This window comes from Terribacillus saccharophilus (genome assembly GCF_002272075.1).
GTDB lineage: Bacteria > Bacillota > Bacilli > Bacillales > Amphibacillaceae > Terribacillus > Terribacillus saccharophilus_A.
In genome coordinates this window covers 1-24609 of the sequence record NZ_NPBJ01000010.1, presented here as the reverse complement: position 1 = coordinate 24609, position 24609 = coordinate 1, and the positions used below count along the sequence as shown (strand labels likewise).

General features: G+C 38.5%; 31 protein-coding genes. 26 read left to right on the top strand and 5 right to left on the bottom strand.

Annotated features, from left to right (window positions below; translation table 11 throughout):
• The 26 genes from CHH48_RS19430 to CHH48_RS05530 all read left to right on the top strand — a co-directional run.
• A partial coding sequence (locus tag CHH48_RS19430) for a hypothetical protein (RefSeq protein WP_217978589.1) occupies positions 1-450 on the top strand: 450 nt, incomplete at its 5' end.
• A 36-nt stretch (positions 451-486) separates the two neighbouring features.
• The gene (locus CHH48_RS05650) at positions 487-1032 is read left to right on the top strand and encodes a sigma-70 family RNA polymerase sigma factor (RefSeq protein WP_245840320.1); all 546 of its coding nucleotides are present in this window, start codon (positions 487-489) and stop codon (positions 1030-1032) included.
• Positions 1033-1226: 194 nt separating this feature from the next.
• On the top strand, positions 1227-2540 hold the full coding sequence (locus tag CHH48_RS05645) for a hypothetical protein (protein WP_095220233.1): 1314 nt from the start codon (positions 1227-1229) through the stop codon (positions 2538-2540).
• A 139-nt stretch (positions 2541-2679) separates the two neighbouring features.
• Positions 2680-2922 carry a hypothetical protein gene (locus tag CHH48_RS05640; RefSeq protein ID WP_095220234.1) on the top strand — a complete coding sequence of 81 codons (243 nt, stop codon included), beginning with the start codon at positions 2680-2682 and terminating at the stop codon, positions 2920-2922.
• Positions 2923-3096: 174 nt separating this feature from the next.
• Positions 3097-4164: a hypothetical protein gene (locus CHH48_RS05635; RefSeq protein WP_095220235.1), complete on the top strand. Its 1068-nt coding sequence runs from the start codon at positions 3097-3099 to the stop codon at positions 4162-4164.
• 4 nt (positions 4165-4168) lie between these two features.
• The gene (locus tag CHH48_RS05630) at positions 4169-5017 is read left to right on the top strand and encodes a sigma-70 family RNA polymerase sigma factor (RefSeq protein WP_141230053.1); all 849 of its coding nucleotides are present in this window, start codon (positions 4169-4171) and stop codon (positions 5015-5017) included.
• 72 nt (positions 5018-5089) lie between these two features.
• Positions 5090-5314, top strand: a complete 225-nt coding sequence (locus CHH48_RS05625) for a hypothetical protein (protein WP_095220237.1) — start codon at positions 5090-5092, stop codon at positions 5312-5314.
• Between the two features lie 58 nt (positions 5315-5372).
• A complete protein-coding gene (gene terS / locus CHH48_RS05620) occupies positions 5373-6110 on the top strand; it encodes a phage terminase small subunit (RefSeq protein ID WP_095220238.1) in 738 nt (245 codons plus the stop codon).
• Entirely contained in the window at positions 6103-7503 is a 1401-nt protein-coding gene (locus tag CHH48_RS05615; protein ID WP_095220239.1) for a DEAD/DEAH box helicase family protein, read from the top strand. Before terS ends, CHH48_RS05615 begins: the two co-directional genes overlap by 8 nt.
• 13 nt (positions 7504-7516) lie before the next feature.
• Positions 7517-9094, top strand: coding sequence for a phage portal protein (locus tag CHH48_RS05610; protein ID WP_095220240.1), 1578 nt, complete (start codon positions 7517-7519; stop codon positions 9092-9094).
• Positions 9091-10005 (top strand): phage minor head protein, encoded by a 915-nt coding sequence (locus CHH48_RS05605; RefSeq protein WP_095220241.1) that lies wholly within the window; start codon positions 9091-9093, stop codon positions 10003-10005. Before CHH48_RS05610 ends, CHH48_RS05605 begins: the two co-directional genes overlap by 4 nt.
• Positions 10006-10199: 194 nt before the next feature.
• Entirely contained in the window at positions 10200-10820 is a 621-nt protein-coding gene (locus tag CHH48_RS05600; RefSeq protein ID WP_095220242.1) for a phage scaffolding protein, read from the top strand.
• Between the two features lie 13 nt (positions 10821-10833).
• The gene (locus tag CHH48_RS05595; protein ID WP_095220243.1) at positions 10834-11652 is read left to right on the top strand and encodes a N4-gp56 family major capsid protein; all 819 of its coding nucleotides are present in this window, start codon (positions 10834-10836) and stop codon (positions 11650-11652) included.
• A gap of 13 nt (positions 11653-11665) precedes the next feature.
• Entirely contained in the window at positions 11666-11842 is a 177-nt protein-coding gene (locus CHH48_RS05590) for a Rho termination factor N-terminal domain-containing protein (protein WP_095220244.1), read from the top strand.
• A complete protein-coding gene (locus CHH48_RS05585) occupies positions 11835-12101 on the top strand; it encodes a hypothetical protein (RefSeq protein WP_095220245.1) in 267 nt (88 codons plus the stop codon). The genes CHH48_RS05590 and CHH48_RS05585 overlap by 8 nt, the downstream gene beginning before the upstream one ends.
• Positions 12102-12109: 8 nt before the next feature.
• Complete coding sequence (locus CHH48_RS05580) at positions 12110-12421, top strand: phage head-tail connector protein (protein ID WP_095220246.1); 312 nt, start codon at positions 12110-12112, stop codon at positions 12419-12421.
• A 4-nt stretch (positions 12422-12425) separates the two neighbouring features.
• On the top strand, positions 12426-12779 hold the full coding sequence (locus CHH48_RS05575; RefSeq protein ID WP_245840319.1) for a phage head closure protein: 354 nt from the start codon (positions 12426-12428) through the stop codon (positions 12777-12779).
• Positions 12772-13206, top strand: coding sequence for an HK97 gp10 family phage protein (locus tag CHH48_RS05570; RefSeq protein WP_095220247.1), 435 nt, complete (start codon positions 12772-12774; stop codon positions 13204-13206). Before CHH48_RS05575 ends, CHH48_RS05570 begins: the two co-directional genes overlap by 8 nt.
• Positions 13207-13210: 4 nt before the next feature.
• Positions 13211-13612, top strand: coding sequence for a DUF3168 domain-containing protein (locus tag CHH48_RS05565; RefSeq protein ID WP_095220248.1), 402 nt, complete (start codon positions 13211-13213; stop codon positions 13610-13612).
• 11 nt (positions 13613-13623) lie between these two features.
• Positions 13624-14133 (top strand): phage major tail protein, TP901-1 family, encoded by a 510-nt coding sequence (locus tag CHH48_RS05560; protein WP_095220249.1) that lies wholly within the window; start codon positions 13624-13626, stop codon positions 14131-14133.
• Between the two features lie 62 nt (positions 14134-14195).
• Positions 14196-14645, top strand: a complete 450-nt coding sequence (locus CHH48_RS05555; RefSeq protein ID WP_095220250.1) for a tail assembly chaperone — start codon at positions 14196-14198, stop codon at positions 14643-14645.
• A 2-nt stretch (positions 14646-14647) separates the two neighbouring features.
• The gene (locus CHH48_RS05550) at positions 14648-14989 is read left to right on the top strand and encodes a hypothetical protein (protein WP_176466370.1); all 342 of its coding nucleotides are present in this window, start codon (positions 14648-14650) and stop codon (positions 14987-14989) included.
• Between the two features lie 3 nt (positions 14990-14992).
• Entirely contained in the window at positions 14993-18166 is a 3174-nt protein-coding gene (locus CHH48_RS05545) for a phage tail protein (RefSeq protein WP_095220251.1), read from the top strand.
• Positions 18167-18514: 348 nt separating this feature from the next.
• Entirely contained in the window at positions 18515-19282 is a 768-nt protein-coding gene (locus tag CHH48_RS05540; RefSeq protein WP_095220252.1) for a hypothetical protein, read from the top strand.
• A gap of 190 nt (positions 19283-19472) precedes the next feature.
• Complete coding sequence (locus tag CHH48_RS05535; protein WP_095220253.1) at positions 19473-19985, top strand: hypothetical protein; 513 nt, start codon at positions 19473-19475, stop codon at positions 19983-19985.
• Positions 19986-20000: 15 nt separating this feature from the next.
• Positions 20001-20333 (top strand): hypothetical protein, encoded by a 333-nt coding sequence (locus CHH48_RS05530; protein ID WP_095220254.1) that lies wholly within the window; start codon positions 20001-20003, stop codon positions 20331-20333.
• 179 nt (positions 20334-20512) lie between these two features.
• On the opposite strand, the gene CHH48_RS05525 is transcribed toward CHH48_RS05530, so the two are convergent.
• The 5 genes from CHH48_RS05525 to CHH48_RS05505 all read right to left on the bottom strand — a co-directional run bounded on the left by CHH48_RS05525 (position 20513) and on the right by CHH48_RS05505 (position 24459).
• A complete protein-coding gene (locus CHH48_RS05525) occupies positions 20513-21244 on the bottom strand; it encodes a DUF3800 domain-containing protein (RefSeq protein ID WP_095220255.1) in 732 nt (243 codons plus the stop codon).
• 153 nt (positions 21245-21397) lie between these two features.
• The gene (locus tag CHH48_RS05520) at positions 21398-21601 is read right to left on the bottom strand and encodes a hypothetical protein (RefSeq protein ID WP_095220256.1); all 204 of its coding nucleotides are present in this window, start codon (positions 21599-21601) and stop codon (positions 21398-21400) included.
• An 88-nt stretch (positions 21602-21689) separates the two neighbouring features.
• Positions 21690-22319 (bottom strand): uridine kinase, encoded by a 630-nt coding sequence (gene udk, locus CHH48_RS05515; protein WP_095220257.1) that lies wholly within the window; start codon positions 22317-22319, stop codon positions 21690-21692.
• Positions 22316-23284 (bottom strand): DMT family transporter, encoded by a 969-nt coding sequence (locus CHH48_RS05510; protein ID WP_095220258.1) that lies wholly within the window; start codon positions 23282-23284, stop codon positions 22316-22318. Before CHH48_RS05510 ends, udk begins: the two co-directional genes overlap by 4 nt.
• Entirely contained in the window at positions 23269-24459 is a 1191-nt protein-coding gene (locus CHH48_RS05505) for a YqcI/YcgG family protein (protein ID WP_176466369.1), read from the bottom strand. The genes CHH48_RS05510 and CHH48_RS05505 overlap by 16 nt, the downstream gene beginning before the upstream one ends.
• Positions 24460-24609: the final 150 nt, after the last annotated feature.

Here is a 24609-nt window from a genome sequence, read left to right as displayed (position 1 = left end):
GAAAATATTATTCTTGACCTAGATTTAAAAGGCAAGCCAAAAAAAGAATTTTATACTCTAGTTTCCAATAAAAATTTCTCTACTCAATTGTATATAGGTGAATGGGATATTTATTGTGAAATTGGAAGAATTAATGAGTATTATAACCAAGAAATAGAGGATTACTTATATGATGAAAAAAGGTTATATAAACAGGATCTAAGAGGGTATGTAGAAGATCTAATGGATTTGGATATACCTGAAATCGAAGGGTATTCAATAGATAAATATGAGTTTTATCTTAATAGTATAGAGAATAAAGTTTATGAAGATTTTAGAGAATCTTCTAATTTTGCGAAGTACGAGAAGTCTTATGAAACTCTAGTTCGTAATGTGAATACTCTTAACTACTTAGTTGAAGAAAAAATTAAGAGAATGTTAATTCCAAATTACATTTGGAAAAGAAAATAGTGATAATGGTTCTACCAGCCATCTGGAGGACACTAAATGACAGCAATTCTGCTGCCGTTTGGTGTCCTCTTTTATATTCCAAGGGGAGGGTTCAACATGAAGGATTTAATTGATGAGTATAAATTTGCTTTGAAACAACTCAAGCATCAAAAGGAACAATGTTCATTAGAAGAAAGAAATATTTATTCAGGAATGCAAAGTGATCTTGAATATGCTCTAGAATGGATGCAAAAATGCAGAATGCCGGGTAATAGAAGAGGTGTAGAAAGGCTAGCAGCATATCAAAGAGAGAAACCTTTTGATCCTATTTTGATGCAAAAATACACTAGAAGTCTTACTGATGATGATGAAAAGGCTAACGAGAATATAATTACTAGCTGGGATAAAGAAAGAATAAGTCACGCGTTATCTTCTCTAACTAATAAAGAAAGAGAAGTGTATCTCATGAAACGAGGAGAAATGCTGTCGTTTTCAGATATTGCAAGTCTTTTAGGGCTGAGTAAAAGTACTGTTCAAAAAATGGTGGAAAGAGCGGAAAATAAAATAAAGATTAATAAGGAAATAATTATTAAAGCAATATGAAAGGGTGGTTATATGTGGAAAATGATTCTATTTTTAGAGTAGAATAGAATTAGTTTAAGGAACTGGGGGTCATCCATATTAGTACTATTGATAAACAAAATGTAACGTTATCTAAAGAGTCTAGGGATAGAATTGTTAGTAAGAAAAATCGTACGATAATAGCACTAAGCGAATTTGGAAAAAAACCAGAATTTTTGTACGATCTTTGTAGAGATAATTTAGATGAGAATGCCAAAGTAATTCATGACAAGTTAGATGAGTTTACAGAGGATCAGATAAATATAACTAACGGTATGCTTTCGGATATAATCTTACGTTGCCGGAGTGAGTGGGTTGCTGATTATGATACTAATAAATTCGCAATGAACATACTAAAAAATAATGAAAAGATATCCTGTGAACTTTGCGGTTATCATAGTATACATGAGGTCTTTTATATAAAGAACCGAGTTAATAATACACGCTTACGGGTGGGTAGTTCATGTATAACTAATTATGAACTTCAACCATTCGGAAAAGGTAAGAGCGTTAAACAAGCTAGAAAAGAATATTTACAAAGTGAAAATGAAATTCAGTTGTCTAAACAATATCCGGAACTTAGGAAAAGACTCGAAAAGTGGAATAGTAGACTTAATGATTATGATGTATTAATTCCTATAAATATTGAAACCGAATACAACGCTATTAAAGAAAAAATAAAACATGAAATAACTAGATACATAGAAGGAAAAGCAAAGAACTTTGATGAATTAGAATTGTCGCTAGAAGATGAAAGATCTATCTTAAAGAGATTAGACGAATATAATTATAATAACAAAGGTAAAGAATTTGTAGCTACTAAAGAAATAAAGGTTTGGCTAGAAAGGAACCATAAAAAACGTACATTAGAAAAACTGAAGCAAAGTGGATATGTAAATAGTGAAACAATTGCAGATATACAAGAGAAGAACTTCGTAGAATTTGTTCTCAGTATAATAAGAACTAAATTGAAAAATACATCACTTTCTGTTAATCATAATCTGGTTAATGACATATTTGTTATAACGGGTCTAGAAGATAATGTTCAGTTAAAATGCGGAGTGGGAAAAACACTGAGTACATTTGGTGAAGAAATTCTAAGCAAAGAGAACCCGTTAGTCAAATTAACGGTTGCGAACGTTGTCATTGTTTCTGAACCATTAAATTCAAATTCAACAAGAAGAATTATCGATAGACTAAAAAAGAAAAACTATAAAAGTGATATTCGTATCCTTACAGGTGGCTTTGGAAAAGAGTACGATTATGTAGCTCGTAATGAAATTAATTTGCAGATTAAAAGAACGGAAATGGTCATCGTAGAGAACCTGCAGAGATTTATCCAAGAGTTTAAACATTTTGCATTGGATATAAGTATTACTAATGTACAACAGAGACTTAATGATTATGTAGATAAAAGTGAAAGTAAGAAATACACTCTTAAATACCTAACCGATTTGAGAGATACAGACTTTAATAAAAGAAAGTATTAAGCTTATAAGACGTCAATAATTTGTCGTACGATTGCCACTTATAAGTGAAAGGGCAAATTCGTAGGAGAACCTCCAAACTTTGTCGAAATAGTAAAGTTGCCACGCCGGCAATAATTTCGCAACGTGAGGGGGTGCTTTTATGGATGAAGTAACTTTGGATATTGAGGACTTTGATGATCGAGACGGCAGTGTGATTAAAATTGTTATTGATGGTAAGTCGGATATGGAAAGATGGCACCATGACTTGGAAGTAGCTGCAGTAAAAGTGTTGCTACAAGGGATATTGAGAGAAAATTATAGTGAGCATGGTAAGAGTAATGAAGATTACTATAGAGAATTAAATGAAATACAAGTAATGCTAGATGAACTTAAAAGGAAATAGAACGTTTCTGACACTCTTGTGAGTGTCTTTTTTGTGTTTTTTATGCAGCGTCTCAAAAAAAATCCTCCTAAATCTTTCTAGGGGGTCTTGTTCTACCATCGACCATCCGTCACGCTCATCGATGTTTCCTACGAGGCGTTGCATAAAGAATACAAATAAAGAGTGGTGAAAAATATGCTTGATTGGATAAAAGTAGCTCAGTCTAATGGGATTAATAAATCCACATTCCAGAAGAGGATAAGGGATGGATGGGATATAGATAAGGCTGCTAAATCTCCCGTTAGGACACTTAGTAGCAGACCAGATTATAAGTACATTCTGAAAGCTGAAAAGAATGGGATATCCCGGAAAACATATGTTAGAAGAATTACAAATGGGTGGTCTCCAAAGCAAGCTTCTGAGGTGTTGCCTGACGTACATAACACCAAAAGAAAAGATTATAAATATATCTTACTAGCACAAAAGAATGGGATTCCTAAAGAGCTTTATAACCGTAGATTGAAACTTGGGTGGTCTCATGAGAAAGCTGCGACTAACCCAGTGCAAGTTAGAGGGGAAAGAAAAAGAGTGGATAAAGAGTGGATAGACAAGGCGCTCAAAAATGGAATTAACTACACCACTTATATAACTAGAGTTAATAGCGGTTGGTCACCAGAAGAAGCAGCTGTCACCCCAACTATGACGGCTGAGGAAGCCTTGCAGTTAGCCAACACCATACAGTCAGAAATTGACCGTGATCGATTTAACGAAATTAACAAGGATCCTGATAATCTATTTCATCTTACTCCAGAACTTATACAAATCGGAGTTGAGAACGGGATTAGTGAAGGAACGATTAAGTCCAGAGTATATAAACTCGGATGGGCAGTTCATGAAGCTATAGATGTGCTCCCTATAAAAACAATCATTAATCATCCAGAATTTGAACACTACGCTCAGATAGCAAAAGTAAATGGAATTCAAAAGCGTAATCTTATTCAAAGGCTCTGGTACGGCTGGTCATTTGAAAGGGCAGCTACTGAACCATTAAATGCGAAGAATCGGAGAATTCGTTCTGATGCTAGTTGGATTGATAAGGCAGTAGAAAATGGTATTAATGTTGAGACTTATAAAAGCCGGGTTGAACGCGGTTGGTCCTGCGAGGAGGCAGCTACTATACTGCCATTAAAACCTGGGCAATACCTTAATGAAGAGCAAAAAGAAAAAGCTAGAGAAGCTTACAAAAAATATAGGCAGGCCTAAGATTATGACCGAACAAGAAAAAAATGATCTGTATCAAACCTATAAAAAAAGAATCTATTATATGGCGTACCGATATCGCTTCCTAAATAGAGAAATTGATGAAGTTGTAGGCTGGGCGAATATCGGTTTTGTAAAAGCGTTAAATTATTTTGAACAAAATCCAGACGTTCCTTTTGGTTCAATCGTATATGGATATATGAAAGATGAAATATTCTCTAACATGAACCGGCCATCCTTAAAAATAAAGAGTCTACAATCATCTATTGGGAATGTGAAAGGCGATGAAGGGTCATCTTTGGAGACTATGATAGCATCTGAAGAAATGCAAAATGAAATAGATATCGAAGGCTTGTTTGAGAATGCATTAACTAGTTTTGCCGATATAGAAAGGAAAATATCTATCGATTTCTTTCTTAATGGTTTAAGTCCTACGGAGCTAGCAAAGAAGCATAGGGTGTCGAGAACTTGGATTACAAAGGTACAAAGGCACTCGCGGATACTTCTAAAGAAATATCTAGTAGACAACGATATAATTGGAGAGACAGTAGATTACCTAATGGCTACTAAACAACCTAAAGAGCTTGAAAATAGAGATGCACGGGAAATCACGCCGGTTAAGAAGAGGGATTACGGAAAAATAAAATATATTCTGCATAACTATCCGTTTCTGGGACATCGAGATATAGCAATAATTCTTAAGCTGAAGACATCTTCTATATCAGTTCTACTGGAATTTAGTACTGTGGGCTACTTAAAGTGTGGAGAAGATTGTTCGGTTCATGATCAAGTAGAACGATATGTCCAGAAATGGTATCCAGGACAGGCGGCAGGGACATTAGAAATTGTGAACTAAAGCCCCTTATTAGAGTTGTTTGCAGGATAATGACTCCTTTTGTCGAAAAACTTGACAGAAGGAGATGGTTATATGCGTTTAAATTTATCGAATCGAGAGAGCGGTACAGTTAAAGCAGCTATAAATAACTATGGAGATAGCCTTAAAGAAGAATATGAGTGCCCTTGCGGAAAAGGAATCGTTGTTTATGAGCGTGATAACATTGTCGGGCATAAACACCGTCAAACAGATTGTCATTGTAAGGACTGCGATAAAATCTATTCTTTTAATCGAGGCGAGGCAACTCCAAAAAATTAGCACCTTTTAGGGTGCTTTTTTCATGTGATAAAACAGGAGGTGCTGGTGGTGATATGACATGGCGAGACAAAGAGATCCAAGACGAGATGAAGCATTCGAGATATGGAAGATCACTAATGGCAAAAAGCCGTTAAAGGATATAGCTGCTGAATTGGATTGTTCTCCTTCACAGATACGCAAATGGAAGAGCCAGGACAATTGGGAAGGCAATAGTAACGTTACCAGTGAGAAAAGGAGCGTTACTAAACAAGAGAAGCCAAAGGAACAAAAGAAACGCAGTGGAAACCCTAATCCGAAGAATCAATTCACAGAACGGAACAGCGCAGCTACCAAGCATGGATTGTTCTCACGCTACATGCCAAAGGAAACGTTGGAGATTATGGGCATGATTGAGGACAGCGATCCGGTTGATTTGCTTTGGGATCAAATACAAATTCAATATGCTGCTATTATTCGTTCTCAAAAGATTATGTGGGTTGAAGATAAGGACGACCTAGCGAAAGAACAAAGTCAGTTTGCTTTCGGTGATTCTGGTGCTGATAAGTATGAAATACAGTTTGCGTGGGATAGACAAGCGACATTTCTCACAGCACAATCAAGAGCTATATCAGAGCTCAGGACATCTATAAAGCAATTCAACGATATGGCGCATGAAGATGACGCTCGCAAGCTTAAACTAGAGCAAATGACGCTCGGTATTGATAAGACTAAGCTGGAAATTGAGCGTATGGGTGGCGAAGGTGAAGCTTATCTAGTTGATGATTGGGTAGCAGCAATGGGTGAAGTCGATGAATAAGTTGGAACTGTTTAAGAAAAAGATACCTTTATACCGAAAAGAGCCATGGACATTCGCTAGGGAAGTATTCAAATTTGAACCAGACACCTGGCAGCTACAAGTATTAGCTGATTTGGTTGATCACACGCATGTTTCTGTACGTTCTGGGCAAGGTGTTGGTAAGACTGGCTTAGAAGCAGTTGTTACATTGTGGTTCCTGACATGCTTTCCTTATCCGAAAGTGATTGCCACAGCACCAACGAGACAGCAGCTACACGATGTCCTGTGGGCAGAGATAAGTAAATGGCAGTCTAAGTCACCATTGCTGAAAAAGCTTCTGAAATGGACGAAGACGAAGATATACATGCGTAAATACGAAGAACGTTGGTTTGCTACTGCTAGGACAGCGACTAAACCGGAGAATATGCAAGGTTTCCACGAAGACTACATGCTCTTTATCATTGATGAAGCATCTGGGGTTGCTGATGACATCATGGAAGCAATACTTGGTACGTTATCCGGCCAGCATAATAAGCTGCTCATGTGTGGTAACCCAACAAGAACCAGTGGTACTTTCTATGATTCTCACAACAAGGATAGGCATCATTACAGATCGCATAAAGTATCTAGTATGGACAGTAGCCGTACCAGTAAGAAGAACATTGATATGCTGCTTGAAAAGTACGGGCATGATAGTGATGTGGCAAGGGTGCGGGTATACGGTGAGTTCCCGAGGGCTGAGGCTGACACCTTTATTCCGTTGGAAATAGCAGAACTGGCGAAGGATACAACGATACCGGTTGATAAATCCATAACGATAGGTGATCTTGGTGTCGATGTGGCGCGATTCGGAGATGATGAAACAATTATTGTTCCTCGAATCGGTGATAAGGCACTGGTAATAAAGGCATATAGGAAGCTGGACACTACGGCTACCACTGGTCACGTTATAGCGCAAGGCAAGGCTATGATGAAAGATAATCCCCATTTGAAGAAGATATATATCAAAGTGGATGACAGCGGTGTTGGTGGTGGTGTTACTGACCAGTTGAAAGAAAAGATACGAGAGCAAAAGCTACCTTTCAAAGTATATCCGGTAGTCAATAACGGTATTGCTGATGATAAAGAACACTATGAAAACGTTGGTACAGAACAGTGGGGGGTATTGCGAGACATGCTGAATGACAATCTATCAGCGCACTTGCAAGGTAAACCTTCTGTAGTGGACTTACCTGATGACGACAAGCTTATTTCCCAGCTAACCACTAGGAAGTACCGAATGACGTCTAAAGGTAAGATAGCTTTGGAACGTAAAGAAGATATGAAAAAGCGTGGGCTGCAGTCTCCCGATAGGGCGGATGCGGTCGTTTTGGCGTTTTACAGACCTAAAGACAAAGTAAGCATACTCAAGTAAGGCAGGTGATGACATGTATCCAATGACACCGACATTGACAGAAGAAATGACCAAGATCATTGAAACGGGAGCAAAGGCTAATGAGGTCACTAGAGCTGACTTCATCCAGATGCTGATTGATAAGCACGATACACTGCCAATGGTTGAAGGTGTAGCTTATTACCTCAATGACAACTCGTTTATCAAGAAGAAAGAAAAGTTCCTGATCAAAAAAGGCGTAAAGATTGCTGATATCGAGGGACTTAAAGCCAATAACAAAATATCTCATGCCTGGCACAAGCTGCTGGTGGATCAGAAGACGCAATACCTGGTAGGTAAGGCGATGACATTCAGTTCTGATGATAAGCAGCTGGGTGCGAATATTGATGATCTAGCTGATGAGCGTTTTGATGACACGATGAATGAGCTTGTTAAGAGCGCCAGCAATAAGGGTGTCGAGCACCTTCATCCATTCATCAATGAGGATGGAGAGTTTGATTACGTTATATTTCCGGCTGAGGAAGTAATCCTTATCTATGATGAGAAGCGACAGCGCGATGTGGAAGCAGCGCTCCGGTATTATCCGATATTGGATGATAAGGGCGAAGTAGTAAAGATTAAGGCTGAATGGTACACCAAAACACAAGTTTACTACTACGAGAGCTTTAACGGTGAATTCGTACCGGATGTAACCGAGCCCGAGAACCCTGCATCACATTTTACTTATAACGATAAAGGATACGGCTGGGGAAGAGTGCCGGTTATTCCTTTCTACAACAACAGCGAAGCAGTGAATGACCTCAAATTCTACAAGGATCATATCGATGAATACGACAAAATCGTTTCTGGTCTTGCTGATACATTCGAGGAAACGCAGGAGCTTATCTGGATACTGAAAGGTTACGATGGTCAGAATCTAGATGAGTTTATTCAGAATCTACTCTATTACCGGGCCATCAAAACGGATGAAAATGGTGGAGTGGATACCAAGTCGGTGGAGGTTCCAATTAGCAGTGCAAGTCAGTATCTTGATCGACTGGAAGAAAACATCTACACATTTGGTCAAGGAGTTAATACGAAAACGGACAAGTTTGGTAATAACCCAACTGGAGTGGCTCTCAAGTTCTTATACAACTTACTAGATTTAAAGGCAAACCAGATGGAGAGAAAATTCAGAGCTGCATTAAGTGAGTTCTTCTGGTTCTATATTGAGTACCTAGCTATGGTTGGCCAAGGTGAGTACGATGTGAAAAGCATTGATATGACATTCAACAGATCCATCATCGCCAATGAGGCTGAGCGAGTGGATATGGCTGCTAACAGTAAAGGTATTATTAGTGATCAAACAATCGTGGAGAACCATCCATGGAGCAAACAAGACGAGTTGGAACGTATTCAGAAAGAGCAAGACGAGTATGCGCGTAGCATGCGGCCTAATACTGTAACGACAGCTGCTGGCACGACAAATCGAGCATCCAGTTCATCATCTACACCAGAAGAAACAACAGAAACGTGTCCGGAGTGTAATGGCAAAGGGAAGATTCCAAGTCCTTCAACCGGAAATGCAATCACATGCCCGACCTGCCGTAGTGACGGTGTGATTACTATATGACACGCTCACAACAGGAAATAGATGTTCTCCTGGACCAAATGATAGAGGACGCTGAAGATGCGCTCGATCAAGCTTTCTCAGAACGATTAAAGGATATTCTTAGTCAAATATCCGGTATGTATCAGAAGTATGCTACGCGCGGGGAGCTCTCGTATACAGAGCTGAATAAGTTCAATAGGTTCAGACAAGAAATGCAAATGATAGTTGAACAAATGGATCAGCATTATGAGCAGGTAACAAAACTGATTCAGGCATTGATGGAGACAACCTATATAGAAAACTATCTAAGAAGTGCTTTTTTATATGAATATGAGTCTCAGATTGCAATGGGATTCACTATACCGGCCTATCAGGTGATCCAACAAGCAATTATCAACCCAATTGCAAGATTGACTTTGCCGGCGCTTATGGAAGCTCATAGAAGTGAGATAGTGCGCAATATCCAAATAGAGATAACACAAGGATTAATGGCTGGTGAAGATTATTCTAGGATGGCGACGCGGATTGAGAAAAGAGTTAATTTCAGCAGAAATAAAGCAAGAAGGGTAGCCAGAACTGAAGCAGGTCGGGTTCAGACTATAAGCCGATTGGATGCTGCAGAAGTAGCTGGAAAGTTTGTTGAAATGGTTAAGGTATGGAGCTCAACACTTGATATGCATACCAGGAATTCACACAGAGAGCTGGATTCTCAAAGAGCTGACAGAGAAGGTTACTTTCATTTCAAGGGCATGAAGGCGGAGGGCCCCCACCTTTGGGGGCGGCCTGATATGGATTGCAACTGCAGATGTTCACTTCTATTTTCAGTTGATGGAAGAATGCCAGAATTACGAAGAGCAAGAACAGCAGATGAAAAAACTGCTGTTATACCTTATCAGAGTTACAATACGTGGTTAGCTTCTTTGAGCGTTTAATAGCTTAGTGAGCTCCACTTTATATAGATTTATAGCATTGATTAACCACGCAGCTATGCGTTAAATAGTCGCTTAAGTACAGCGATACAGGCTTATTTTTTTATGCCCATTTTAATGGCTTGGGGTGAAACTAAGCGTAACCTTTCAGCGTGAGGTGTGACACGCTAAAAAACATTAACAAAGGGGTCATATAGATGGATTTAAAAGAATTGTTAGGCGAGGAATTGTATCAGCAGGTATCAGAAAAAGCAGGTAGTCATAAGCTTGCTGTCGTGAATGATGGTCAATGGTTCCCGAAAGAGAAATTTGACCAAGTGAACAATGACAACAAGGAGCTGAAAGATCAGCTAAAAGAACGTGATGGCCAGCTGAAAGATTTAGGTAAGAAAGCGCAAGGTAATGATGATTTACAGCAGCAGATTAAAGATCTACAGCAGAAGAACAAAGATACAGCTGATGAGTATCAAGCTAAATTGGATGCTCAATCATTCGATTATGCGCTGTCTGATGCATTAAGGAATGCAAAAGCTCGTAATCCGAAGGCAATTAAAGCATTGCTAGACACTGAAGCTATCAAACTGGATGGCGACAAGCTATTAGGCTTGGAAAAACAGCTGAAAGGCTTGCAGGAAAGTGATGCTTACTTGTTTGAAGTAGAGCAAGCACCACAAGGCCCGAAAGGTCGTACCCCTAACCCTGGTGGTAAAGGTGAACCAGGATTGATTACTAGAGACCAATTCAACAACATGAATTACACAGAAAGAGCACAGCTTTACAACGATAACCCTGATTTATATAAGAAATTAAACAATTAAGGAGTGTTTTTGAATGGCACAAACAACTAAAGCAAATATGATTATTCCACAGGTTATGGCAGACATGATCTCAGCACAACTACCTAACGCAATTCGCTTTGCACCACTTGCAAACGTGGACAGAAAGCTCGTAGGACAGCCAGGTGACACTGTTACTGTTCCGAGATGGAATTACATTGGCGATGCGAAAGACGTTGCTGAGGGCGCTGCTATTGACCTTGATCTATTGACTACTGATTCTGACAGCTTCACCATCAAAAAAGCTGCTAAAGGGGTTGAGATCACTGATGAAGCATTGCTTTCAGGTTATGGTGACCCACAAGGTGAAGCGCAAAAACAGATTCGTGATTCCATCGCCAATAAAGTTGATAACGATGCGCTTTCTGCGCTTGCAACAACAACCCTAGAGTACACAGGTGCATCTGAACTAACTGTTGAAGCAGTGGATGCTGCACAAGGTATTTTCAATGATGAAGATCCGGGTGCAATGGTTCTTATTGCTAACCCAAAAGACGTTGCGAACCTTCGCGCGGATGCTGCTGGTCAATGGACTCGAGCTTCTGAGCTTGGTGATCGGTTGCTTGTAACTGGTGCTTTCGGTGAAGTATTGGGCGCTCAAGTTGTTCGTTCTCGTAAACTTGCAGAAGGCACAGCTTACCTAGTGAAGCCAGGTGCGCTGTCCTTGTTCATGAAACGCGACTTCGACTTGGAAACAGATCGTGACATCATCCGTAAAACGACTGTAATCACTGCTGACCAGCATTATGGTGTACACCTATATGATGAATCCAAAGCTATCAAAATCACACTGACAGCAGCTGCTGGAGCCTAAGGGGAGGTAGCTTATGTTACTGAGACGATATCACAAGAAAGAGGAGCAATCGAATGAGGTTGCTCCTGATTATGATGGAATGAAAGTTCCTGAGTTGAAGGAAGAAGCCAAGAAGCAAGGTATTGAAGGATACAGCGAAATGAAACGGGACGAACTACTAGAAGTATTAAGAGGTGATTCTAATGAATAGGGTTCGTGTATCCAATGGGAAAGAAACAATGGTTGTCCAGAAAGCAATGATTCCTGCGGGTTTTCAAGTTGTTGAGGAATATAAAGAGCCTGAAACTGTTGATTTGGCAGAACAAACTAATTCACAGCTTAAGAAGCTCAAGAAAGACGAGCTTACCAAGTATCTCAATGATAATAACGTTGAATACAATAAAGATGCTACAAAGGACGATCTAATAGCAGCTATTAAATCCGAACCAGAACAGTACGCTGCAGAGTAGGTGGACTAATGGATTTAAATACAGTAAAGCTACTGGCTAGTATTCCTGCAACAAACACTAAACATGATGAATTTATCGAAGCTAAAATCTCTGTCCTGATTGAAGCGGCAGAAGATTACTGCAATCAGTCGTTTATAGTGAATGGTAAATACATCCTTCCGGCAGGCGTTAAACAGTATGTTGCTGATGCGATAAAGCATGATTTACGTGATACCGGACTGAAAAGCCGGCAGATGGGAAACGTCACATACACTTTCAATACTGATTATCCAGATCCAGTTACTAAAAACCTTGCTCCTTATAGAGCGTTAAGGTGGTGACATGATGGATATGATGTTTGATCCTTACGACGAATTCCCTCACGAGATTATCTTTCAGCAAGAGGTACAGGGTGGATCTGACGGCTTAGGTGGATGGATTCCAGGAGGGTGGCAGGACTTCGATACATCGGAAGCGCTTGTCACACCGGTATCAAGCCGAGAGATAGCTCAGGCAGAGCAGACACGCAATCCGATAGATTACGAAGTCTATTATCCTTACAGAACCGATATCGAGCCGTCTATGCGTGTTATGTATGAAGGTAAGGTGCTTTCAATCGTATCTGAACCCATGGACCAAGGTGGCCAGCATGAAGTGATGCTTATTGAATGTAGCAAGGGAGCGACTTCAGATGGCTAAGAGAAGCAAAGTTCAGTTCGGAAACATTCGTTTGAAATGGGCGTTGCTTCGGTTTGGTGATAGAGTACTTGATCAAGTGCGAGAGATTGTCCAGAACACAGGTTTAATTATCTATAACCAAGCTACAGAACTTGCTCCAGTAGCAGAAATAGATGGAGGAAACCTCAAGAGATCCATTTCTTTCTACAGTTCTATGGACGGATTAACTTGCACAGTTACAGTCGGTGCTGAGTACTCTTTGTACATTGAGTACGGTACCGGCATCTATTCTGTTTCAGGAAAAGGACGCAAGGATCCATGGGTATACTGGTCCGATAAGTTAAACAGATGGGTCTTTACTCGAGGAATGCATGCCATGCCGTTCTGGCATCCATCTGTCGATCAGGGTCGGGATTACTTTGTTAGAGAAATGAAGAAGCTGAGGTGATTAGATGGCAGTTCGTACAAGTTTATTAGCATTACAAACAGCGTTGTTTCAACGTCTGTCATCTGATTCAGCTGTTAGGGATCTTGTGACAGGCGTTTTTGATTATATTCCTGAAGGTACAGCGTTTCCTTATATTCGTATAGGCGAGCCTACAGTGACGCCACAAGTAACCAAAACTACCTTTGGTGAACAAGTTGCTGTGGTAATGCATGCATGGTCTAAGTATCCAGGTAAGAAAGAAGCATATGAGATCTTGAATGCGTGTTTAGCTGCTACTAGTAGGCCATTACGCGTCGAGGGATTTAATTTATTTGATCAGAGAGTAGACCAACTACAAGTGTTCGATGACATAGATGGCAAAACCAGACATGGTGTGCTACGTGTCATCTTTTTTATTAATAATTAGGAGGTAATTGAATGCCTAGATCAGGTAAGAAATCGATTATTATTGTTCAGTCTATCGAAGCAGCATTAGGTGATGGAGGGGAAGTGCTCGGGCATCTAACTGAACACACTCACTCTAAAGAAAATGAATTATTGGACGAGCAAACCAAATTTGGTCGTGTACTTGGGTACGGTAACACTTCTGAATCGTTCGAGATTACAGCATTTTATGATAAGGATGAAGGTCAAAGTGCAGTTGCCGATGCACTAGACAAGGAACAGCAGATCAAGATTTGGGAAGTCGATGTTGAGCTGAATGAAAACGGTAAGCACAATGCTATCTTTGCGTATTGCCTAGTAGAGAATACGGAGAAGTCCAGTGCAGGGGATGGATTAGAAGAATTCAATTCTACACTGCAAGTAATCGGTAAGTCTCAAAAAGGCGAACTTGCTCCACTGCCAGAAGAAGTAATCAACTTTGCGCAATACGGATTCGAAACTCCAGGTGAAACTGGAGTAGAAGAAGCAACAACAGGTGCATAATTCATTAGCCAGCCTTCGGGTTGGCTTTTTCATTTACTTAAATAAACAGGAGGGCTAAACATATGCCAATTCTAAATGTTAACGAAAAAGATTACGAAGCGAGAGTAACATTCCAATTCAACAAACTAGCGAAAGAGAAGTATTACGGCGAAGACAAAGAAGGTAACAAGACTTCAGGTATTAACAATATCTATGAGAAACTTCTCAACTATGATCATGAAGGTCTAATTGGTTTCTGGGACTGTGCTGTAGCGCATTTGAAAGATCGTCCAAAACTTCCTGAAATTGAAGAGGCACTGTTGAAGATGATGGACGAAGCAGGAGAGTCAGAAGATCTCTTTAAGGACTGTTTTAAAGCTATGGATGAATCGGGTTTTTTCAAGACACAAGCGAAGAAATACTGGAAAGATCTAGACAGAGCTCCGGAATTCGCGAAGGACGCGGAAGAGAAGAAGCAGATTCAAACTTACGTGACCAGACTGAAAGAAAGCCGAGAAGAGATGACGGCATAGACATGGATCAAGTCATAGAGGACGCAGCGCATTACCTACAGGTCTATGACAATGATCTTATATTTTCTTGGACGCCAAATGAGTTTCGCTTAAAAATCAAGGGTGCTCAGCACCGTGTAATAGATGAGTATGAAATGCTCGCTAGAAGTGCGATGTTTAATCGTTACGCAAATAATTCTAAGCGAGCCAAAGAGAAGAAAATGTTTGATGCGGAGAAAGCTCGTAGACGTCTTGATAGAGGAGACAAGCACTGGAAGCAAAGTCATGATTCTGGGTTTGCTAAAGCTTACAGGAAAGCCTCTAAAGCACTTAAGGGTTACTTTGCAAGACAGAAAGGGGGTTAAGGTATGCATGAATCATTTATGGCGCGTATTGGGGCGCGAATTAAAGAGTTCCAAGCAAAGATGAAACAAGTAGACGCAGCAGTTAAGAGAACAGCTATGGGCACAGACAAGCAAATTGGTGCTGACACAGCAGAATTCCATCGTAAAGCTGCACAAGTATCAGCAAAGGCTCGAGACCTTGAACGAAAGAGTGTTATCGTCCGTATTGAAGCAAGGATAGATAATTTTCAAAATGTAATGGGTAGGATTGCTAATTCGATTAATGCGTTCGGAACTGTTGCTGGTAACACCTTTAGAGGTCTAGGGATTATGCTCTCTTCTACATTGGTCCCTATTATTGCTTCGCTTATCGGGTTGATAGGTAACCTAGGTGTTGTTGCGGGAACGGTAGCTGGTTCAGCATTTTCTCTTGCATCTGCTTTTGGTGCAGCTGGGACTGCAGCATTAGCATTTGGTTTATTCGCAGCACCAACTATTCAGGCTGTCTTTGGAGATATAGAAGATATGAATGCAGCGCAGTACAAAGCTGCTGGTGCTTTTCAATCCATGAAAAGTAATTACATGGACTTGGCTAAAGCCATAGAACAACCTGTTCTTGAAGCCTTTACCAAAGCTATGGACATCACTAAGAAACTGATCGGAACGTTAACTCCTATGGTTAAGTCCGCAGCTGGTGCAGTTAACAACCTTATGGACTCATTAGCTAAGTCAATTGATTCCAAGGCGATGAGGGAGTTCTTTGATTACTTAAATAAATCAGCTGGTCCTATGCTTGAAACCATTGGTAAGTCAGTTGGTAATTTCATAAAAGGTTTTCTTAGTATGATGACAGCCTTTGGACCGTTAGCAGAAGATACGGCCAAGGGCTTTTTACGTATGTCTGAAGGCTTTGCTTCTTGGGCAGCTGGCTTGAGCCAAAGCGCAAAGTTTCAAGCTTTTGTTAACTATATAAGAGAAAATATGCCGAAAATCAAATCGATCGTTGGAGATGCTATAACCGGAATTATAAATACCTTCTCAGGGTTCAGTGGAACAGCATCTGGAATGCTGGACAAGCTTCAGGGCATGATGTCCTCATTTAAAAAGTGGTCATCGGAAATAGGAAGCAATGTAGGCTTCCAGAAATTCCTTGGCTACATTGTTGAATCAGGGCCCAAGGTAGCGTCATTGATTGGTAATATCGTTAAATTTATTGTAAATCTCGGCGTTGCTATGGCTCCTTTGGGATCTAAGTTATTGGACATGGTAAATAGCTTTATTTCTTGGACAAACAGCATGATGGAAACACATCCTGTTATAGGAAAGATTATCGCGGCTTCCACTGTCATAGTTGGTGCCCTTGTTGCATTAGTTCCGGTTATTGCTGCTATTCGAACTGCTTTTTCAGGTTTTGGAAGAATCCTTCTTAATGTTGTAACAGGAGCATTCTCACTGGCCGGAAGTGCATTCAGTAAAATTGGTGGATTTATAACAAAGCTACTTCCTAAGATACTTTCTTTAGGCACCAAAGCACTTCCTTGGTTAGCTAGGGGATTTGCTTTGCTAACAGGTCCGGTAGGTCTTGTTATTAGTATTCTATCTATACTCATCCCTATCTTTGTGAAACTCTGGAAAGAAAATGAGACTTTCCGGAACAAGGTCAAAGAGGTATGGGCAGGTGTTAAGAACGTTATAAGTAGTGTCACCACAGCTGTAGCAGCGTTTATCGTGAATACATGGGGATCTATCAAGAGTTGGTGGGAAGAGAACCAAGAGACGATCAAGTCAGCCGCAAAGAAAGTTTGGGACGCTGTTATAACTAACATAGTCAGCGTACTGACAAACGTATACAACTTTATTGTTACTATATGGACTGCAGTTTCTACCTGGTGGACTGAAAATCAGGAGCTTATTAAGTCTACAGCTCAAAAGGTTTGGGATTTTATCTCAACTAATATCATTTCTAACTTACAAACTGCATGGACAGTTATCCAGACTGTAATAGGCATTTTAGTACCGTTTTTCTCTGCTGCTTGGGATGTCATCAAGAACGTTATCACAACCGTATGGAACGTGATTAAAACGACTATTAGCACAGTTATTAATCTTGTCTGGAGCATAATCAAAGTAGTAATGCTTGCTATTCAAGGTGACTGGTCCGGCGTCTGGGAAGAGATAAAGAACATTCTGCAGATTGTTTGGGACTGGATAAAGAGCATTGTCCAGATTGGAATAGATTTTGTAAAAGGCCTAATCTCTACCGGATGGGAATTAATCAAAACTGTTACCTCAAATGTATGGACCTGGATCAAAGATAAGATTTCCGAGGTCTGGGAGAATATTAAATCCTCAGTCCAGACTAAAATAGAGCAACTGAAAGCGAATCTTTTGGCTAAGTGGCTAGAGATTAAAGTAAAGTCTGCTTTGCTTGTCCAACAAATGAAGGAAAAGGTAGTCGAGTTCTTCCAGAATATTGTCTCTAAGGTTAAAGAGAAGATGGATCAGGTTAAGCAGTGGGTTCAGAACAAGTGGGAAGAAGCGAAGAGCACTGCTACAACTAAGCTGCAAAATTTGGTTTCTACAGTACGAGAAAAGTTCGGTGAAGTAGTAGACAAGGTTCGAGAGAAGATGCAAGAAGCAGTTGATAAAGTTGCTGAGTTTGTCGGGGACATGCCAGGGAAAGTCCGGGATGGTGTAACCGATATGATTAGTGCAGGTGAAGATCTCATTAATGGTGTTATCGACGGAATTAAAGGTAAGATCGATGCGGGACTTGAAGCAGTTTCCGGATTCGGTACCTCCTTAGTAGAGAAGTTTAAAAGTGTCACAGGCATTGCTTCACCATCAAAGGTATTTAAGGCAGCATCTAAGTGGATACCTGTAGGAGCAGCTGTTGGTATTAACAAAAATGCATCTACCGCGGTGAATGCTGTATCTAATATGGCGTCAGCTATGACAGGTGCATTCAAACCGGATTTAGCTACTAATAGTCAGTTCCATGCAAGTCTTGACACCTCGCTAACGAGAGGAGACTTCGGTAAAGTGCAACACGATTTCGGTACTCAAATCGATGATATGGAGCTTCCGGAGCCTACGATTATCGTTCAAGGTAATGTAGATAGAGAGGGTATTACGTGGATGGTCAACGATAGAAATGCGAGAGAAACAAGACTGAGACAAGGATTCATGCGCAAATGAATTAAAGCCTACATTTTCTGTGAATGTAGGCTTTTTTTATATATTTTAGGCTAAATATAAGGTGGGAATTGTACTTCACCATGGTGTTAACTCCCTTTTACATATTTGTTCACTTAAGTCTGATGGAATGTTCCTTCTAATGTTCACTTAATACTTCACTTCTGAAATGTTTTTACAATCTTCTTCCTTCATTAATTCATCTAATATCCTCTGAGTTTGCCAAAAACTTCACTATACAGTTCTTTAAAGCTCCTCTCTAGTTACAACATACTTCGCGTTTTTTTAGCTTAGGCTTACAAGGAATATCCCACCAATCTGTCGAATTAAGACGGAAAGGGAGGAATTTTTGTGTTATTATCAGCAATTACTTTAAACAATCCGCATGTTACAGCTGCTCTTATCGCTATGCTATCAGCTTTAATTGTTGCTCTTATATCAGCTACTTATTCGAGAAAACAATTAAAACAAACAAAAGAATTGGCAAAAATAGCTAAATTATCTTCAGAGAAGATAGCTAAACAGAATGTAGAATCAAGTGAAAAAATTGCAGAACAGAATTTAAAATCGACTAAAGTTATAAACAATGAGACTATAAAGAATTTGGAAGAACGCAGGTATACAGATACGATAATTATTCAAAGAATAGAATGGGTAAATAAGATTAGGAATACTTTTATTGATTTTAACTCTTTATCTAAAAATACATTCGAATTCCTTTCTATTGCACTTCGAACTGAACAAGGTATGAAAATGGAGGAATTTATAAAGCGAACGCATGACTTGGATAGATTAATAGATGAAGTGTACCTTTTGTCTAACCCTAGAGAGTATTGGTTTGAGAGATTGTTTGAACACATGAACGACTTGCGAAACTATATTATTGACGTAGAACTGAGTGCGGACCCTAATTTAAAGCAGTTCAGGGATTATATAAGTGTTATTGTCTATATACAGCAGTGTATTTTAAAATCCGAATGGAAACGTACTAAAGAAGAAATTAATTCAGGTGATGAAACCAGTCCTGAAAAAATGGAAAAGATATTTTATAAGACCGCAAAAGAAATCAATCCTGCTTTATATGAGCGGTTATTTAGTCACAATTTCAATTTAAACTAAAACGCCAGGAGGTCCAGCTCCTGGCTACCACCAGCCTGAAAGGGATAACTGGTGGTTTTTTATTAACGCAGCTTTTATAGAAAGGATTCAGGTTAACTAAAGGGGGCGGTAAGTAAAACAAGAGGACAATTGATTACTAATTATTAAAAAATAACTACTTATTACCGATAATTAATATGAGGTGGTAAGTATGAGTGGTAATAATGATAGCGTGGTTAATTCTAAAAATATAGTTTTATCCTTGTACAAAAAATATGGAAAGCTTCATAAAAAGACGATTTGTGAACAAATTAAAATTGTAAATGATCTCAAGTGGGAATACACACAAGCCGAAATTAAAATGATAAGGCGGAGACTATTATCATCACTTGATCATAAGAAAGAAACAAAAGGTTTTTTATTCCAACCAATAACAATTTTATTAGCTATGATTGCAGCTGTCCTGCCGTTAGCGTCAAAAGTAGTCGAAAAAAGATTAGCGGTATTAGATAAAGACTTGAAAATACCTGATGAGCAATCTTATATACTTGACGAACTAAATGCATCTGTATATGATTTTACATTCAATTTATCTGCTTTATTATTCACATCCATAGGGGTTTTCTGGTTTGCAAATTATGTTTCATTTCTGATAAGAGATATAAAATTGCGAAGTGCCATTTTAATTGTTGAAGAATCAATAGATGATTTAAAGAGTGATTAAAAAAGGGGGCAAAGAATGGAGAGGATATTGATGAAGTGGTTCAAGGTAGATCGTATCATTCTGTACACTGTTGTCATTACACTAGCAGCCAGCATGACCTTTCGTTCCATCATCATCGGGATAGGCTTCACTACAATCGATGAACTTGCACCAAATGGCACTTACGCCTTAATGGAGCGTCTGCTGCCAATTGAATACTGGGGTTATCTGTTTCTAGCTAATGCCGTCCTGTATGCAGCGGGGCTGGCATTATTTTTTTGGCGCAAATCATTGACGCTTCTAATCATTATGGAAGCAATGGGAGCTATTGGTCCGAATACGTTTGAGAATTTTTTGAAGTATGCTTAAAAAATAAAAACCCCTTTCTTACGATTACATAAGAGAGGGGTTGTATGTATAAGGTCACAATCCCTTGCCCGATTCCGGCTACCACACAGGCAGCTTACGTTATACTTTTCGCGGTTAAAAGGGTCTTATTAGAAGATTGTAACCTCATGATACAATATACCCTAAGTTAAAGTCAATTATTAAATTGCAATTGGATTCTTAGATCTGCCACCAGGAAATTCTTGTACAAAAAAGAAATTTTCCTTAATCAATTGATACAAGTGGATATATGAATCAGGGCACCTTGTACAATTACTGGGATCAATTAGCTCATATCTAAAACGATAATTTCTGTATTTATAGTACTGGAATACAGTATTTGCAATTAAATCGGCAACTTGTACATTTATTTCGTTATGTGATTCAAGATAATTTACTGTTACTTCATCTGTAAGTTCATGCTTTAGTACTAACTCTTCGTAAAGATGATCTTCTAAGGAGTCCAGATTAGTGATTTTAGAATTTCTATTATCTATATTTAAAATAAGACTATCAGTGCAGCAGGCTCCATAATTATGTGAAGTCATTACCAATTTAAGCAGGTAATTAAATGATCTACTTTTATATTTACGGAATTGTTCCTTGATCTTAAAATTGTCCACCAGCATATAACCGAATTTTGTATCTGTTTTATTTATTATGCGGCTTATTAAGTACTCTTTGATGAATGGAGGCGCTAGAGATGCTTTTAGCTCATTATTGTGGTCAAATAAATGCGGAAAATACTTCTTAACATTCTTTAATGACCTTCTATGTACTTTCTCTAAAGCCTTTTGATTGTCAGTGTGTATAAAAGCTATTAAAAAATGCCTGTTCTTCGGGTGGGATGGTTTAAATGAGGGAATACTTCCCGATTCATCCACATAATACATATTACCCTCTCCTTTTCTATTATATTACAAATTTTCATGGAGAAAATAAAGAAGTATTTTTATGATCAAATATTAAATAGAAATAACCCCTCTTAACTGGAGGGGCATCTTTTTACTGTGGCAGTAAAGGATAATCGAAACCACAATGCACAGTCACCATATCTTTTCTAAACAAGTCTTCAAAGAAAATATTTCTCCTGGCGTAAACTTCCTAAACAACGGATGCTTTGGCGTCAGCTCAGGGAATTGAATGTCATCCTCTTCAGAATCAATCAACTCCAGCAGCCGTTCCTTTGAAACCTCATTCCTTGCTTTTACATACTCTCCATACAATTCAATTTTGATAAGTGTTGGCATAATATCTCCTCCTTTTACCTCTATAATCGAAGAAAAGACAGAAAAATGTGTGTTAAGACTATGTTAATCCTTATTCGGATTAGTAAAACTAAGATATTCCTTCTAAGTTTTTTAAATTTAGTGTTTGTCTAAAATACATGCTGATCATATCCACAAAAAATTGAAGACTACCACTTTTACTATTAATTACAATATCCGTTGAATCCTTAAGTGGTTCAACAAATGTATTGTGCATTTTTTTCACGGACCTCTCATATTGCAAAAGAATACTATCAAGTGTTCGATTTCTTTCTGATGTATCTCTTAATATTCTACGTACCAGTCTTGTATCTGCATCCGCATCCAAATATAGTTTCAAATTACATAAGTCTTGTATTTTTTGATCATGGAATAATAGTATTCCTTCTACTATTATTATTGGAGTGGGTCGTACTTCGGTATAGCCCTCTCGAGTACTAGTCACAAAATCGTATCTAGGTATTCTACTACTCTTTCCCTCACTTAACTCTTTAAGGTTTTCATAAAGTAACCTAAGATCCAATGCTTGTGGTGTGTCAAAATTGTATTCATGTAGCTTTGAAACATTAGGCTCAATGTAATAATTGTCTTGAGAAATAATTAGAACATTATCCTTACCTAATTTCATTTGAAGGCTATCTGACAGTTGAGTCTTACCAGAACAACTACCTCCGCTTATTCCAAGTATAAAAGGCTTCATAGCACTTTCCTCTTTTCGTTGGATAAAGGAATAACTTGTTTGGACTTTTTAGTTTTGCTTTTAAAATTAAACTGAACAAGAAACGTACCAAGGCAGGTTATAAGTATACCAACAATCTCAATTGGAGATATACTCTCTCCATAGAAAATAGATACCATAATCGTTATCTGTATTGGCATTGTATTAGTAGTAATACTTGATTCTGCTGCTGTTAACTCCCTCAACGAAATATTCCATAAAGTAAATGCTAAGGCAGTGTTAATAACAGCCAACCATACAATTATTGACCATTCGCTCATACCTAGAGAAGGTAACTGCTCACCTCTTATATAGCTGGTAACAAATAGAAGAATAGATCCAACTATCATGCTCAGACATGTAATTACGACTGGTGGAGAATTCTTTTTTCTGTTAATACTCCTACCTAAGATACTAGATATAGCGTTGAAAAGAACCCCGAAGGCTGCAATAAATATCCCTATAAGTTGAGCGTTAAATTCATTATTTGCAGCAAAGAAAATAACTATACCAGCAACGTTAATGCCTATCCCAACCCATTTAATGGAATTTAATTTCTCATTTAGAAATGAGATGCTAAAAAGCGCAACTAAAACTGTAGTGAAGTTTAACATTAAAGTAACTGTTGAGGCAGGTAAGTATTTTAAAGCCACAAATTGAGCGCCCTGAGTGAGTGTGTAGTGAAAAACACCCAGAATAGCTATAAGAATAAAATCTTTGATCTTAAGTTGCTTCAGTGATTTAAGGTTCTTCCGAATTAATAAGAAGGGTAATAGGCAGATTGCAGCTATTCCGTATCTAAGCCCTGCATAAAGGATTGGAGGAATTTCCTCCAACCCGTACTTTATAAAAACCCAAGAAGTTGACCATAAAAAGGTAACGAAGATTGCCAGAAAAATAGCTTTAGTATGGTTCATCCTCAGTCTATCTCTCACCGGTTCCACCATGTAATAGGCTCTCCATCAATAGTTTCTGGTTTTAGATACTTAAATGCTTCTATTGGTTGCTTTACTAAATCCACACTATAAGGACATCCATTTTTCTTAAACACGGTTCTTATTGCTTCTTTAACGTCTTCGCGTTTCTCGTTTCCAGAGTGGATACCATGATGATCAAACGAAAATTCAGGTTGCAAAAAAATAAATACAGAGTCGTCAAACGGTGTGTGTCTAGGATGATTCTTCTCATAGATAGGGGAGAACGTAGTGATGAAGTATCTAACCCCATGATACGAAAACTGCCAATTAGGATCGTGGAGGTCGACACCCATGGAGTTTGCATTCTTCGGATCATTTTTCGAAATGTGTGTTAAGGTTCTCAAGAGTGCCTCCCCTAGCCCTTCAATATTCTCAGTGAATCGTTTCTCGTTAATATCTATTACATAACCATCAAGTCCTTCAGTATCAGCACATTTAGAGAATCGCGTTAGTGAAGGTAAGCTGTTATCAATATTCTCTTCAAGGCTAAGGTTACTATCCCACTCATAACTTCCCCAAATCTTTGCTGTGTTTGAAAAGATACAGTGCGTATTATCTACTGTAGACTTAAATCTATCTAGTGAGATTTCTGTGATTGGATCATGAGAGATTGAGAATCGGTCTTTATCCCGTTTTATGCTGTTACTCAATACTTCCTTAATATGTACAAAGATCTCAATTCCTAGTAAGTTTGCTAGGGCTATCAGATTTATATGTAATTTTGATACTTCACTACCTATGGATCTATCAATCTCTGAAGGTTTTTTTACTTTATCACCTTCATAATGATTAATTATGCGTGCTATTCTACCTGAATATTTTGATAGATTAAAAAAGGCAGTTGGGACATCTTTAAAGATGTTAATCTCGTTTAGTGATTCAATAGTGGGTTTATAACCTAAATTTTTGTATTCTTTATCGAGTTCAGATAAGTACTGGTTAGCTATACAAGTAGAGATAACAAAAATGTCCCCCATCTCTGCAGAAACTTCTTCGTAATCAAGTTCTTTTTCCAATAATAACTCGCCAAGTTCTCCTATTTCCTCGGCCAGCCTAGCTAAGGCGGAAATTGAACGCCAATATCCTCCAACACTTCTAATAGATTCGTCAACTAGTACTTGATAGTTCTTAATATTTTCTTTCATAACTATACCCCCATTTATTTCCTGTGATGTGGGTATCAGTATAAAATTGGGCATAGTTTCCTGTCAAACTCTGTAAGTAATAGGAAAATAGAATTAAATTAGTTTAATTTTGTGTAAATTTTCAGTTAATTAATTAAAAATCCATTATAT

Excerpts from the sequence above, each read along its gene's own strand:
- CHH48_RS05650 (WP_245840320.1), top strand. The coding sequence starts at position 487 with ATGACAGCAATTCTGCTGCCGTTTGGTGTCCTCTTTTATATTCCAAGG.
- CHH48_RS05640 (WP_095220234.1), top strand. The coding sequence starts at position 2,680 with ATGGATGAAGTAACTTTGGATATTGAGGACTTTGATGATCGAGACGGC.
- CHH48_RS05635 (WP_095220235.1), top strand. The coding sequence starts at position 3,097 with ATGCTTGATTGGATAAAAGTAGCTCAGTCTAATGGGATTAATAAATCC.
- CHH48_RS05630 (WP_141230053.1), top strand. The coding sequence starts at position 4,169 with ATGACCGAACAAGAAAAAAATGATCTGTATCAAACCTATAAAAAAAGA.
- CHH48_RS05625 (WP_095220237.1), top strand. The coding sequence starts at position 5,090 with ATGCGTTTAAATTTATCGAATCGAGAGAGCGGTACAGTTAAAGCAGCT.
- terS (WP_095220238.1), top strand. The coding sequence starts at position 5,373 with ATGGCGAGACAAAGAGATCCAAGACGAGATGAAGCATTCGAGATATGG.
- CHH48_RS05615 (WP_095220239.1), top strand. The coding sequence starts at position 6,103 with ATGAATAAGTTGGAACTGTTTAAGAAAAAGATACCTTTATACCGAAAA.
- CHH48_RS05610 (WP_095220240.1), top strand. The coding sequence starts at position 7,517 with ATGTATCCAATGACACCGACATTGACAGAAGAAATGACCAAGATCATT.
- CHH48_RS05605 (WP_095220241.1), top strand. The coding sequence starts at position 9,091 with ATGACACGCTCACAACAGGAAATAGATGTTCTCCTGGACCAAATGATA.
- CHH48_RS05600 (WP_095220242.1), top strand. The coding sequence starts at position 10,200 with ATGGATTTAAAAGAATTGTTAGGCGAGGAATTGTATCAGCAGGTATCA.
- CHH48_RS05595 (WP_095220243.1), top strand. The coding sequence starts at position 10,834 with ATGGCACAAACAACTAAAGCAAATATGATTATTCCACAGGTTATGGCA.
- CHH48_RS05590 (WP_095220244.1), top strand. The coding sequence starts at position 11,666 with ATGTTACTGAGACGATATCACAAGAAAGAGGAGCAATCGAATGAGGTT.
- CHH48_RS05585 (WP_095220245.1), top strand. The coding sequence starts at position 11,835 with ATGAATAGGGTTCGTGTATCCAATGGGAAAGAAACAATGGTTGTCCAG.
- CHH48_RS05580 (WP_095220246.1), top strand. The coding sequence starts at position 12,110 with ATGGATTTAAATACAGTAAAGCTACTGGCTAGTATTCCTGCAACAAAC.
- CHH48_RS05575 (WP_245840319.1), top strand. The coding sequence starts at position 12,426 with ATGGATATGATGTTTGATCCTTACGACGAATTCCCTCACGAGATTATC.
- CHH48_RS05570 (WP_095220247.1), top strand. The coding sequence starts at position 12,772 with ATGGCTAAGAGAAGCAAAGTTCAGTTCGGAAACATTCGTTTGAAATGG.
- CHH48_RS05565 (WP_095220248.1), top strand. The coding sequence starts at position 13,211 with ATGGCAGTTCGTACAAGTTTATTAGCATTACAAACAGCGTTGTTTCAA.
- CHH48_RS05560 (WP_095220249.1), top strand. The coding sequence starts at position 13,624 with ATGCCTAGATCAGGTAAGAAATCGATTATTATTGTTCAGTCTATCGAA.
- CHH48_RS05555 (WP_095220250.1), top strand. The coding sequence starts at position 14,196 with ATGCCAATTCTAAATGTTAACGAAAAAGATTACGAAGCGAGAGTAACA.
- CHH48_RS05550 (WP_176466370.1), top strand. The coding sequence starts at position 14,648 with ATGGATCAAGTCATAGAGGACGCAGCGCATTACCTACAGGTCTATGAC.
- CHH48_RS05545 (WP_095220251.1), top strand. The coding sequence starts at position 14,993 with ATGCATGAATCATTTATGGCGCGTATTGGGGCGCGAATTAAAGAGTTC.
- CHH48_RS05535 (WP_095220253.1), top strand. The coding sequence starts at position 19,473 with ATGAGTGGTAATAATGATAGCGTGGTTAATTCTAAAAATATAGTTTTA.
- CHH48_RS05530 (WP_095220254.1), top strand. The coding sequence starts at position 20,001 with ATGGAGAGGATATTGATGAAGTGGTTCAAGGTAGATCGTATCATTCTG.
- CHH48_RS05525 (WP_095220255.1), bottom strand. The coding sequence starts at position 21,244 with ATGTATTATGTGGATGAATCGGGAAGTATTCCCTCATTTAAACCATCC.
- CHH48_RS05520 (WP_095220256.1), bottom strand. The coding sequence starts at position 21,601 with ATGCCAACACTTATCAAAATTGAATTGTATGGAGAGTATGTAAAAGCA.
- udk (WP_095220257.1), bottom strand. The coding sequence starts at position 22,319 with ATGAAGCCTTTTATACTTGGAATAAGCGGAGGTAGTTGTTCTGGTAAG.
- CHH48_RS05510 (WP_095220258.1), bottom strand. The coding sequence starts at position 23,284 with ATGGTGGAACCGGTGAGAGATAGACTGAGGATGAACCATACTAAAGCT.
- CHH48_RS05505 (WP_176466369.1), bottom strand. The coding sequence starts at position 24,459 with ATGAAAGAAAATATTAAGAACTATCAAGTACTAGTTGACGAATCTATT.